The organism is Mesorhizobium sp. M0011 (assembly GCF_040324155.1).
Classification (GTDB): domain Bacteria; phylum Pseudomonadota; class Alphaproteobacteria; order Rhizobiales; family Rhizobiaceae; genus Mesorhizobium.
Genome location: NZ_JAMYVQ010000004.1, coordinates 297,693 through 309,676, shown reverse-complemented (window position 1 = coordinate 309,676; position 11,984 = coordinate 297,693). Strand labels below are relative to the sequence as shown.

General features: G+C 63.1%; 11 protein-coding genes, 1 tRNA gene and 1 riboswitch. Of the genes, 3 read left to right on the top strand and 9 right to left on the bottom strand.

Features of this window, described 5'->3' with window-relative positions:
- Positions 1 to 158: 158 nt before the first annotated feature.
- Positions 159 to 953 carry a CbtA family protein gene (locus tag NKK51_RS07055; RefSeq protein ID WP_352551968.1) on the bottom strand — a complete coding sequence of 265 codons (795 nt, stop codon included), beginning with the start codon at positions 951 to 953 and terminating at the stop codon, positions 159 to 161.
- Between the two features lie 15 nt (positions 954 to 968).
- Positions 969 to 1,148 carry a CbtB domain-containing protein gene (locus tag NKK51_RS07050; protein ID WP_027034790.1) on the bottom strand — a complete coding sequence of 60 codons (180 nt, stop codon included), beginning with the start codon at positions 1,146 to 1,148 and terminating at the stop codon, positions 969 to 971.
- Positions 1,149 to 1,184: 36 nt separating this feature from the next.
- Positions 1,185 to 1,391, bottom strand: a riboswitch (cobalamin riboswitch).
- 199 nt (positions 1,392 to 1,590) lie between these two features.
- On the opposite strand from NKK51_RS07050, the gene NKK51_RS07045 reads away from it, so the two are divergent.
- A complete protein-coding gene (locus tag NKK51_RS07045; RefSeq protein WP_352551966.1) occupies positions 1,591 to 2,589 on the top strand; it encodes a heparan-alpha-glucosaminide N-acetyltransferase in 999 nt (332 codons plus the stop codon).
- Complete coding sequence (locus NKK51_RS07040) at positions 2,586 to 3,062, top strand: methyltransferase family protein (RefSeq protein ID WP_128304413.1); 477 nt, start codon at positions 2,586 to 2,588, stop codon at positions 3,060 to 3,062. Before NKK51_RS07045 ends, NKK51_RS07040 begins: the two co-directional genes overlap by 4 nt.
- Before the next feature lie 316 nt (positions 3,063 to 3,378).
- Here the strand turns inward: NKK51_RS07040 and NKK51_RS07035 are convergent, their stop codons facing one another.
- The 3 genes from NKK51_RS07035 to NKK51_RS07025 all read right to left on the bottom strand — a co-directional run bounded on the left by NKK51_RS07035 (position 3,379) and on the right by NKK51_RS07025 (position 5,617).
- Complete coding sequence (locus NKK51_RS07035) at positions 3,379 to 3,765, bottom strand: MerR family transcriptional regulator (protein WP_023685221.1); 387 nt, start codon at positions 3,763 to 3,765, stop codon at positions 3,379 to 3,381.
- Positions 3,766 to 3,922: 157 nt separating this feature from the next.
- Positions 3,923 to 5,320 (bottom strand): magnesium transporter, encoded by a 1,398-nt coding sequence (gene mgtE, locus NKK51_RS07030; protein WP_352551978.1) that lies wholly within the window; start codon positions 5,318 to 5,320, stop codon positions 3,923 to 3,925.
- Positions 5,321 to 5,532: 212 nt separating this feature from the next.
- Positions 5,533 to 5,617, bottom strand: a tRNA-Leu gene (locus tag NKK51_RS07025).
- A 235-nt stretch (positions 5,618 to 5,852) separates the two neighbouring features.
- Here NKK51_RS07025 and lipB point away from each other — a divergent pair.
- Positions 5,853 to 6,596 carry a lipoyl(octanoyl) transferase LipB gene (gene lipB, locus NKK51_RS07020; RefSeq protein WP_352551964.1) on the top strand — a complete coding sequence of 248 codons (744 nt, stop codon included), beginning with the start codon at positions 5,853 to 5,855 and terminating at the stop codon, positions 6,594 to 6,596.
- A gap of 21 nt (positions 6,597 to 6,617) precedes the next feature.
- On the opposite strand, the gene NKK51_RS07015 is transcribed toward lipB, so the two are convergent.
- From NKK51_RS07015 to proS, 4 genes are all read right to left on the bottom strand, one after another.
- The gene (locus tag NKK51_RS07015) at positions 6,618 to 7,868 is read right to left on the bottom strand and encodes a site-2 protease family protein (RefSeq protein ID WP_352551962.1); all 1,251 of its coding nucleotides are present in this window, start codon (positions 7,866 to 7,868) and stop codon (positions 6,618 to 6,620) included.
- A 600-nt stretch (positions 7,869 to 8,468) separates the two neighbouring features.
- Entirely contained in the window at positions 8,469 to 9,197 is a 729-nt protein-coding gene (locus tag NKK51_RS07010) for an ABC transporter ATP-binding protein (RefSeq protein ID WP_196815336.1), read from the bottom strand.
- Positions 9,149 to 10,435 carry a lipoprotein-releasing ABC transporter permease subunit gene (locus NKK51_RS07005; protein WP_352551960.1) on the bottom strand — a complete coding sequence of 429 codons (1,287 nt, stop codon included), beginning with the start codon at positions 10,433 to 10,435 and terminating at the stop codon, positions 9,149 to 9,151. The genes NKK51_RS07010 and NKK51_RS07005 overlap by 49 nt, the downstream gene beginning before the upstream one ends.
- The gene (gene proS / locus NKK51_RS07000) at positions 10,432 to 11,760 is read right to left on the bottom strand and encodes a proline--tRNA ligase (RefSeq protein ID WP_128304417.1); all 1,329 of its coding nucleotides are present in this window, start codon (positions 11,758 to 11,760) and stop codon (positions 10,432 to 10,434) included. The genes NKK51_RS07005 and proS overlap by 4 nt, the downstream gene beginning before the upstream one ends.
- Positions 11,761 to 11,984: the final 224 nt, after the last annotated feature.

Below are 11,984 nucleotides of genomic sequence, written 5' to 3'. Positions count from 1 at the left end.
ATCCGGCGGGGGGGCGGGTTTTTTTTTAAAAGACACCGTAATCGGGTGGCGCGGGGGCTACTTCGGCCCCGGGCGGCGCCAGGGGGGCCCCAAAAATTGCGGCGGGCGCGCCGTGGCGGGCGCGCCCACCGCCGATGAGGAAGGTCAGTGTCTTGCGATCAGGCAAAGCTGTCGCGCAGGCTGGTCGCGGTGCCGGTGAAGCGGCCACGCACCACACCGACGACCGCGCCGAGCACCAGCCAGAACACCAGATTGGTCACGGTCACCGCCACCACGAACTGGTGATGCAGCCCTTCCGGAATCGCCGTCTCGTAACTGTCGGGCTGCGGTGCACCGACAACATGCGGTGCGACGATCAAAAAGACGGCAAGGATCGCCAGCGGCAGCGACTTGCGGAACGCGATCAGGCCGAGACCGGCAGCGGTTGCCGCCACCGTTGCCCACCACCAGATCTGCCGCTGGGTGAGATCGGCGGCCGGCATGGCTGGCAGTTCCGGCGGCAGGCCGAGGCCCGGTGCCAGCGTGAACACGGCAAAGCCGGCAAGGCCCCAGAACACGCCCTGGCGCCAGCCACCGATGCCGCCGGCGAATTCGGAGACCGCGACCAGGATCAAGGCGAAGCCGATGCCGGTGACGATATTGGCAAGCACGCTGAAGGCGAAACGCTCGAAACCGTCTGCCGGCGCCCAACCTTCGTCTGCCGGAGCGGCTTCCGCCGCAGCCGGGGCAGCAGAGCTCATCGCATCTCCCGCCGGAGCAGTTGTGCTCATGGCATTGCTATCCGTTGCGGCCGGAGTGGCATGGTCATGGTGATGCCCCCCGCCCGCCTGTTCGTAGACTTCCGCCTTCAGGATCAGCGGCACGGTGGCGTAGGCCTGCATGCAGGCGAGAACGACGCCGGCCACGAGCCCTGCGATCGCCGCGATGAACACGACGTTGCGAAACAGGTTCATGATGTCAGCCCCTCGTCAGTGGCAGGGAAACGCCATCGAATGGCGATAGTCGTGAGCCGCGTTGTGGACCGCATCGATATGCGAGAAGCCGACAAAGCCCATCACGAAAATGCCGAGCAGCCCGGCGAGCGCGAGCTGCATGAAGCGCGACTGCGAGGAGACGGAGGCGCCGAGGGAGACGGAAGCGGTAGTCATGTCTTGTCCTTTCGCCCTCCACCCGAGGGCATCGAAGTCAGTTTCCTGTCGCCGGCAGGTCTCCTGGCTCGCGGATCAGCGTCCTTCCCCACCTTCCCGAAGAAAAAATCTTCAGTGGCATATGGAGAGGACTACCGCACACAGTTGCGGGGGCAGCCACGGCATTGGGCAAAAACTCGCCCTCACCGCATTCCCTCTTGGCTCCAAAATGGAACCGACGACACCGGCGACTATAGGCAGAATCCTCGCCTCCGGCAAACCAAATTCCGCCGGCAACCATTGCGAATGCGTCGTGCCAATGCAGGATCACCGGCGCGGTGATTGGCAAAATTCCTGGCTTCCCGGCGCTGGCCCAATGCCGCAGCTGATCAGAGCTCCCGGTCTTCTTTTGTCCGGGGCAACCGTGATAGTCCTCCAGCGGGCTGAATCAGAATGCGAGACCATGAGCATCCAAACGCCGACCGCACCCGTTCCGGATCGACCAAAGCGCATCGTCGCCATCGACATCGTGCGCGGCATCGCGCTGATCGCCATGGCGAGCTACCATTTCACCTGGGATCTGGAGTTCTTCGGCTATACCGATCCCGGCCTGACCGCCTTCGGCTGGTGGAAGATCTACGCGCGCGGCATCGCTTCGACCTTCCTGTTCCTGGTCGGCGTCAGCCTGTATCTCGCCCATGGCCGACAAATCCGCTGGAACGGCTTCTGGAAGCGGTTCGCCATGGTCGCCGGAGCCGCGATCGCGATATCGGTCGTCACCCGTATCGCCACGCCGGATGGATTCATCTTCTTCGGCATTTTGCACGAGATCGCGCTGGCCAGCCTGCTCGGCCTCGCCTTTCTGCGGCTGCCGGCACTGCTGACGCTTGTCGTCGCCGCGCTCGTCATTGCGGCGCCTGTCTATCTGCGCCTCGAGGCGTTCGATCACCCATGGCTGTGGTGGGTAGGCCTGTCGGCGAACAATCCACGCTCCAACGACTACGTTCCGTTGTTTCCATGGTTCGGCGCCGTGCTTGCGGGCATCGCGGTGACGAAACTCGCCGCCGGTTCAGGCGTGCTTACCCGGCTTGCCGAATTGGCGCCCGGTCGCTGGGCCAACCCGCTGGTCTTTATCGGCCGGCACAGCCTGGCGTTCTACCTGATCCACCAGCCATTGCTGATCGGCTGCGTCTGGCTGTTCTCGCAGATCATGCCGGCGCAGGTCGAAACCCCGCAGGTGAATTTCCTCAAAACCTGCCAGCTGTCCTGCGAGCAGTCGCGCGACACCGAGTTCTGTACGAGCTACTGTGCCTGCATGCTCGATACGCTCGAGGGCGAGGCGACGCTTGATCGGCTCTACAACAACGACCAGACTGCGGAATGGAAGACGCATCTGTCCGATCTCGCCGGCATGTGCACCGCCAAGACGGACAGCAAGTTGATGGAGGAAGGGGTCAAATGACCGAGAACCAGCCGAAGCCGGGGCTCATACCGTGGCCGCCGCTGATCTACACCGCCGCCATCGCCATCAGCATCGCGCTGGGCCTGCTCTATCCCCTGCCCTGGATCGGTGACCTGCTGGGCGATATCCTGTTCGCGGCCGGCTGGGTGGCGCTGTTTGCCGTCGCCGCACTCTGGTTCACCGCGATCCGCACCATGATCCGGGCCAAGACCACGCTGAACCCCAACGCTGTGCCCGATCACCTTGTCACCACGGGTCCCTTCGGCATCACCCGCAATCCGATGTATCTGGCCAACACCCTGCTGTTGATCGGCGTCGCCTTTGTCTCGGGCATCGTGTGGTTCCTGCCGCTCGCGTTCATCGCCGCCTATGCCACGCAAAAAATGGCGATCGAAGGCGAGGAAAAGATGCTGGCGGCAAAATTCGGCAAGAAATACCGCGACTACGCGAAACGCGTGCGCCGCTGGATTTGAGCTGCCGTTCTGGTTTCCATCGCGTAGAGGTTTTGACAGGTGCACACTTCGGCGATTAGCCTAAGTCTTGCGAACTTCGTCATCCTAGGGCGAAGCAGGAGCGCAGCTCCGTCGCGGAGACCCTAGGATCCATGCCGTGACCTCGGTCGAGGAGTGCAGCGGAGCAAAATTCTGCGCCGTCGCGGCGCATTGAAGTCATGGCATGGATCCTAGGGTCTGCGCCGCGTCGCTACGCTCCTTGCTCCGCCCTAGGATGACGAAGGAATGGACGTTTCCGCTAATTCCGAACGCTAACGCCCGATAGAATCCAGTCCGCTCAGGTATTCACACCAAGCTCCACCAGCCGCTCCACACAAGACTCCTCGGCCTGATCGAGTTCGGCGAGCGTCTCCTCGAGGTCGCGGCGCTTCTGCCGGAGATCCTCGCGCTTTTCCTCGATGCGCTTGATCATCAGGTTGAGCTGGCCGACTTCGCCGGGCGGCTCCTTGTACATCTGGATGATTTCGCGGATTTCGTTGATCGAGAAACCAAGCCTCTTGCCGCGCATGATCTGACGGATGAGGTGCCGGTCGGAGGGGCGAAACAGCCGCGTGCGGCCACGCCGCACCGGCTGCACCAGCCCTTCGTCCTCGTAAAAGCGCAGCGTCCGCGTCGACACGTCGAACTCGCGGGTCAACTCGGTGATCGAATAATATTCTCGCATTGCCACTCCCGCACGCCGAAACCAAGGGGCGATCGCCATGCCGGCGTCACCCTTATGTCCCGAACCAAAACCCATGCCATGCCGGAATCGACATGGCGCCCCGCGCAAGCCTCGCACGGCATTTACGTAAAAGTCAATTAAGCCAAAAGGGGTGCCTTCAGGGCACACCGAACCACCACGTGGCAATGCCGAGAAATGCAAAGAAACCGACGACGTCGGTAACCGTGGTGACGAAGACCGCCGAAGCGACCGCCGGATCGATCTTGAAACGATCGAGCAGCAGCGGGATCAGGATGCCGGCCAGGGCGGCCACGAACATGTTGATGATCATCGCCGCCGCGATGATGCCGCCCAGATTGGGGTCACGGAACCAGGCTGCGGCAACGATGCCGATCAGGATGGCGAAGACGATGCCGTTGATGAAGCCGACACCCATCTCGCGGCGAATGATGCGGCCGGCATTGTAGATGTCGAGATCCCTGGTCGCCAACGCCCGCACGGTGACGGTCATGGTTTGCGAGCCGGCATTGCCGCCCATGCCGGCGACGATCGGCATCAGCACCGCCAGTGCCACGATGTGTTCGATCGTGCGGTCGAACAGGCTGATCACCGACGCCGCCAGGAACGCGGTCAGAAGGTTGATAAGCAACCACGGAACGCGTGAGCGCGAGGTCGAAAAGATGCTGTCGGAAAGCTCTTCGTCGCCGACGCCGCCCATGCGCATCAGATCTTCCTCTGCCTCCTGCTGGATGACGTCGACGACATCGTCGATCGTCAGAACGCCAACCAGCCGTTCGTTCTCGTCGACGACCGCGGCCGATAAAAGATCGTACTGCTCGAATTCCCGCGCCGCCTCTTCCTGGTCCATGGTGGCCGGAATGGCGTGCCGCGTCTCGTGCATCACTTCCTCGACCTTGACCGAACGCTTGGTGCGCAGGATCTGGTCGAGGTCGATGGCGCCGAGCAGCTTGAAGCTCGGATCAATGACGAAGATCTGGCTGAAGCGCTCGGGAAGGTTGTTGTCTTCGCGCATGTAGTCGATGGTCTGGCCGATCGTCCAGAACGGCGGAACCGCGACGAACTCGGTCTGCATGCGGCGGCCGGCCGTCTCTTCGGGATAATCGAGCGATCGGCGAAGCCTGATCCGCTCGGTGAACGGCAGTTGAGACAGGATCTCGTCCTGGTCTTCCTGGTCGAGATCCTCGAGAATGTAGACGGCGTCGTCGGAATCGAGCTCCTGCACCGCCTGCGCGATCTGCGCATTGGGCAGATTGTCGACGATCTCCATACGGATCGCCTCGTCGACCTCCGTCAGCGAGGAGAAGTCGAAATCAGCGCCCAAGAGTTCGACCAGCGCGCGGCGCTGTTCGGGATGCAGCGCCTCGAGCAGGTCGCCGAGTTCCGACTGGTGCAGGTCGTCGACTTCATGCTTGAGGGTCAGCGTGTCGCGGTCGGCGATCGCCGCGCCAATCCGCGCAAGGAAGGACGAAAGCACGGCGCCGTCCTCGCCATAGATATCGGCGTGGTTGTCCTCGGCGGCCCTGGCGCCGGTCATCCGTTCGTGCTCGCCTTCCACCAGCGCCTCCCGCCACAAGAATCCCGGAAAAGGTGCAAATCAGGTCTAGAGCATCGGACCCAAAAGGGGAAACCGGTTTTGGAAGAATCCGACGCTCAGAAAGAAAGTGGCGTAAAGTGCGGGAATATCAAACGAAATGCGCCCGGCCCGCAGCGGGCGAGACCGGTACAAATCGGACTCTGGGAAGAGAATGGTGCGGTCGAGAAGACTCGAACTTCCACGGGTTGCCCCACAGCGACCTCAACGCTGCGCGTCTACCAATTCCGCCACGACCGCACGTGGTAGAGCCGGAACCGACCGGCTCGCGGCGTGTAGCAAATCGTTTCCGGCGAAACAAGTGCACGGCAAGCAATAATGTCAGGCGATTGGCATAATGCTCCACAGGGTCCGAACGCAGCCCCGGAACTGGACGTTTGCGCCTGATATCGCCATATGGAAGGCAAGTTGATGTCACCCAAAGGTGCGAGGCGGTTTTGGGACGCGACATGCATAAGCGAAAAGACGATACGCCATGCCCGAACGCAGCCAGATCGCCACGTCGTTCCTGCCGCTCCCCGGTTCAGCACCGGTCGAATGGCTGATCGAGCCCGGCCTTACCGCCTATCCCGAAGCACTTGCCTTCATGGAGGCGCGCGCCGAGGCGATCCGCAGCGGGGCCGCCGGCGAAATGGTCTGGCTGGTCGAACACCCGCCGCTCTACACGGCCGGCACCAGCGCCCGCGGCGAGGACCTGATCGACGCCAACCGCTTCCCGGTGTTCGCGGCCGGCCGCGGCGGCGAATACACCTATCATGGGCCGGGCCAGCGGGTCGCCTATGTCATGCTTGATCTGAAGCGGCGGCGCGAGGACGTCCGCGCCTTCGTCGCGGCGCTCGAACAGTGGATCATCGGCACGCTGGCCGCCTTCAATGTGCGGGGCGAGCGCCGGGAGGACCGGGTCGGCGTCTGGGTCGTGCGGCCGAACCGCCCTGCCCTGCCGGACGGCTCGCCGGCCGAGGACAAGATCGCGGCCATAGGCATTCGGCTGCGGCGTTGGGTGAGCTTCCACGGCATCGCCATCAATGTCGAGCCCGATCTCGACCATTTCAGCGGCATCGTGCCTTGCGGCGTGCAGGACCACGGCGTCACCAGCCTCGTCGACCTCGGCCTTCCCCTGACCATGGCCGACCTTGATCTCGCGCTGAAATCCGCCTTCGAGGATGTCTTCGGTCTCGCCACGGTCCTGCCTGTCGAAGCCCCGCGCAAGGCCGGTTGAGCCTTCCTGATCCGGTACGGCTCAGATCAACTGAGCGGAGGCCCACAGGACGCCATAGCCATGGATGGCGAACACCGCCAGCAACGCCGCGGCCATGGCGAGGCGGTCGATGGTGCGGATCGGCTTCAGCTCGTAACGCGGCTTGACCCCGCTGCTCATCGTCAACAGGCTGAGGATCGAAAACACCGCTCCCGTCGCGAGCAGGAAATTGGAGGAAAAGCCGGCCTGCCAACCCACGGCCAGGAAAGCCGAGAGCAGGAAGAAGGAAGCCAGCGCCAGCGCGACCGGCCCCGGACAGATCTGGCGCAGCACCTGACCGCCGTCGAACTTCCACACCGGCACCAGATTGGCGATGTTGAACAGGGCGGCGAAGCCCGCCAGTGTCTCCAGCAGCGCCGCCGCCAGCCGATGTCCTTCAGCGCCGGCAAAGGTGCTGGCGGCGATAGCGATCGGCACCAGGAATGCGGAGAAGCCGGCGCCCATCAGCGCCACGAAGGCCACCTCGAAACGGCTGTCATAGGGCCGCCCGCCAATGGCGATGCCGCCGAGCAGCGGAATGAAGATCATCCGTGCCCGGTTGTGGCCCATCAGGCGGAATGCCGCCATGTGGCCGAGTTCGTGCAAGGCGACGACCGACGTCAGGATCGCGGCCAGCGCCAGGCCGCCGAGGTGAAGGCCGAAGAACGGCCACAGGATCAGTGCCGACAGCGCGGCGAAGCCGACCTGGCTGAGCGGATGCTCGAACCAGCCGCCCTTGCGATACTGCCCGGTCCGCGCCCAGCGCTGCAGTTTGCCAAGCTCGCGGCGCATGGCGAAATAGCGGAACACCAGGAAGGCAACGCCGCGATAGCGATCGGTCTGGCTGAGCGTCACCCGCGTGCCGTTGCCCTCGGAAACGAGCTCAGTGGTCTCGCGAAAATCCTTCCAGAATGAAGCGTCGAGCGCGGTGTCCTCGATGACGCGCATCGAGAAGCTGATACCTTCGACGACGTCCTCAAACCGCGACTTGCGTTCGATCGGCTTGCCGTCGCGACCTTCCCACGACAGCGTGATGCGGGCCACGCCCTCGCCGTCCGGCGCCTCGGCGGAAAGGATCTCACCGGACCAGCCGGCATCGCTGCCGAGCGGCCACAGCGCCTGCCAGAGGCGCTGCCGGTCCATCGCCACCAGACGAGTCAACCGGATCGTGCGCAGACCCAGCGGCACGGTCATCAAGAGAAAGATTAGCCCGAGATTGCTGGCCACCAGAATGGCCGTGACGATGGGCGACACCTGGACGTTGCTCCCTGTCTTGCCGGGGCACCCTAACGCCGCGACGGCAAGAAAAGCTTAACGGCGGAACGGCCTTCGACCGTGCGGGAACAGCGACGGCGAACGCCGCCAAATCACATGGCTCCGATCCAGATCGCCATGGAAACAAGGAATGTGCTCATGCAAACCAGTGAGATGACATCCTGAACCAGATCGGTCATAACTCTCTCCTGTTGTTGATATGTTCGCATTTTGTTCTAATTTTGTCTCAAAGTCAACGGGCACGATCCGCCCGCATCCGGATTTTTGCGGCGATCAGATCGGCAGGGTTAAGAAAAGGTTGATGGGCGTCGGACGGTGCTACGTGGTGAGATCGCAGCCTTTGCGATTAGCCAATACACCCATTGCTTCGTCATCCTAGGGCGGAGCAAGGAGCGGAGCGACGCGCACAGACCCTAGGATCCATGCCGTGACCTTGGGGCGATGCTACGGTGCAGAATTATCGCTCTGATAAAGGTCGCATATCCTCGACCCCTGCATTTGTCTCGAAAGTAACGGCATGGATCCTAGGGTCTACGCTCCGCTCCGCGGAGCTCCGCCCTAGGATGACGACATCGGAGACTAAAGCGGCACCACTTTGCCGTCGGCTAGCGTAACGCGCCGGTCCATGCGCGATGCCAGTTCGTGATTGTGGGTGGCGATCAGCGCTGCGAGGCCCGATTGCTTGACCAGTGCCGCCAGCGCCTCGAACACATAAGACGCGGTGACCGGATCGAGATTGCCGGTCGGCTCGTCCGCCAGCAGCACCAGCGGCGCATTGGCAACCGCGCGGGCAATGGCGACGCGCTGCTGCTCGCCGCCGGAGAGTTCGGACGGCCGGTGCGACGCGCGCTTGCCGATCTGCATGTAATCGAGCAGCTGCGCCGCGCGCTCGGCCGCGTCCTTGCGGCTCAGCCCTTTGATGAGCTGCGGCATCATGATGTTTTCCAGCGCCGAGAATTCCGGCAGCAGGTGATGGAACTGGTAGACGAAGCCGACATCGTTGCGGCGGATCGCCGTGCGCTCGTCGTCGGAGAGCCGTCCGCAGGCACGACCGGCGAGGATGACGTCACCCGCGTCGGGCCGCTCCAGCAGGCCAGCGGTGTGCAGCAGCGTCGACTTGCCGGTGCCCGACGGCGCCACCAGTGCCACCATCTCGCCGCGCTTCAGCGCGAAATCAGCGCCATTGAGAATGGTCAGCTTGCGCGGCCCCTGGACATAGTGCCGCTCGACGCTCTTCAGCTCGATAATGACCTCGGCCACTACTCGTACCTCAAGGCTTCGACCGGATCGAGACGCGCGGCCCGCCATGCCGGGAACACCGTTGCCAGGAAGGACAGGCCGAGCGCCATCAGGACGACATAGGTCGTCTCGCGCGGATCCATCTTCGCCGGCAACTGGCTGAGGAAATAGAGCTCCGGATTGAACAGCACCTTGCCGGTCATCCATGAGAAGAACTGGCGGATGGATTCGATGTTGGTGCAGATCAGCACGCCGAGCAGCACACCGGCGAGCGTGCCGGTCACGCCGATCGCCGCGCCCGTCATCAGGAAGATGCGCAGGATGGCGCCGCGCGAAGCCCCCATGGTGCGCAGGATGGCGATGTCGTGGCCCTTGTCCTTCACCAGCATGATCAGGCCGGAGATGATGTTGAGCGCCGCCACCAGCACGATCAGCGTCAGGATCATGAACATGACGTTGCGCTCGACCTGCAGGGCGGAGAAGAAGGTCTCGTTGCGCTGGCGCCAGTCGACCATGTCGATCGGCCGCTGCGCCGCCGCCTCCACCTTCGGTTTCAGCGCATCGACATCGTCGGGATTGTCGACATAGATCTCGATCGTCTGCGCCCGCCCATCCATGTTGAAATAGAGCTGCGCTTCCGAGAACGGCATGTAGACGATGGACGTGTCATACTCGGACATGCCGACTTCGAAGATCGCCGCGATCTTGTAGCCCTTCATGCGTGGCGTGGTGCCGATCGGCGTCACGTCGCCGTCGGGCGAAATCAAGGTGATCGTATCGCCAAGCGTCAGGCCGAGATTCTCGGCCATGCGCTTGCCGATGGCAACGCCCTCGCCGGAGTCGAAATCGGCGATCGAACCCTGCTTGATGTTGCTGGCAACGATGGCGATCTTGCTCAGATCCTCGCCGCGGATACCGCGCACCAGCGCTCCGGTCCCGCCGCCGACATTGCCTTGCGCAAGCACCTGGCCATCGATCAGCGGGATGGCATATTTGACGCCTGCTACACCGTTGATGCGGCTGGCGACCTGCGCATAGTCCTCCAGCGGCGAATCGAGCGGCTGCACGATCAGGTGACCGTTGACGCCGAGGATGCGCGTCAAAAGCTCCGCCCTGAAACCGTTCATCACCGCCATGACCACGATCAGCGTGGCGACGCCGAGCATGATGCCGAGGAAGGAGATCGAGGCGATCACCGAGATCACCGTCTCCTTGCGCCGCGAACGCAGATAGCGCCAGGCAACCATGCGCTCGAAGATGGAAAAGGGTCCGGCGCCGACCGGTCTTGCCGCCACCGCATCGCTCATGCGGCGACACCGAAGCGCTTTTTCACGTCTGCGATCGGCAGCGTCTCGCGCTCGCCGGTCTTGCGATTCTTGATCTCGATCTCGCCGGCGGCGACACCGCGCGGGCCGACGATCACTTGCCAGGGCAGGCCGATCAGGTCGGCGGTGGCGAACTTGCCGCCGGGCCTCTGGTCGGTGTCGTCATAGAGCACGTCCTTGCCGGCGGCGACGAAAGCGGCATGCAGCTCGTCGCAGACGCGGTCGCACTCGGCGTCGCCCGCTTTCATGTTGATCAGCCCGATGTCGAACGGCGCCACCGCCTCCGGCCAGATGATGCCGTTGTCGTCATGGCTGGCTTCGATGATCGCAGCGACCAGCCGCGACGGACCGATGCCATAGGAGCCTCCGGAGACGAAATGATCCTTGCCGTCTGGGCCGGTCACCTTGGCGCCCATGGGTTTCGAATATTTATCGCCGAAATGGAAGATGTGGCCGACCTCGATGCCGCGCGCCGAAACCTTGTCGCTCTCGCCGATCTTCTCCCACGCCGCCTCGTCATGCATCTCGTCGGTGGCCGCGTAGGGTGTCGTCCAAGTCTTGACGATATCGCCGATCTCGGCGGCATTGGCGAAGTTGGTCTTCTCTCCGGGCACATCGAGCGAAAGATAGTCGCGGTGGCAATAGACCTGGCTCTCGCCGGTGTCGGCCAGGATGATGAATTCATGGCTGAGATCGCCGCCGATCGGCCCGGTGTCGGCCCGCATCGGTATTGCCTGCAGCCCCATGCGCGTAAAAGTCCGGAGATAGGACACGAACATCCTGTTGTAGGCCGCCCTGGCGCCCTCGAAGTCGAGGTCGAAAGAATAGGCGTCCTTCATCAGGAACTCGCGCGAACGCATGACGCCGAAGCGCGGCCGCACTTCGTCGCGGAACTTCCACTGGATGTGGTAGAGATTGAGCGGCAGGTCCTTGTAGGACTTCACATAGGCGCGGACGATCTCGGTGACCACTTCCTCATTGGTCGGGCCGTAGAGCATGTCGCGGTCCTGCCGGTCCTTGATACGCAGCATCTCCTTGCCGTAGTCGTCATAGCGGCCGCTTTCGCGCCACAGATCGGCCGACTGGATGGTCGGCATCAGGATTTCCAGCGCACCGGCGCGATTCTGCTCCTCGCGAATAATGCGGCAGACCTTGTCCAGCACTCGCTTGCCGAGTGGCAGCCACGAGAAACTGCCCTGCCCCTGCTGGCGGATCATGCCGGCGCGCAGCATCAGCCGGTGCGAGACGATCTCGGCCTCGCGCGGATTTTCTTTGAGGATAGGCAGGAAATAGCGCGACAAACGCATGGACTGGTCCGTGAGTGAGGATGGCCGCGTCAGAATCGGCGCGACTTTGGCTTGCTTGACCCGGCTTCATAGCCATTTCAAGGCGGAATGGGAACCCGGACGCTTCGGCCCGAAAAGCGGCAATCGATTTTCAAAAAGCACGGGATAGCCGGGATCAGAAGCGTCGCACCGTCCTTCGCCCGCCCAGAAGACCCACGGCGCCGCAAGGCCTCCCGGTCACCGCG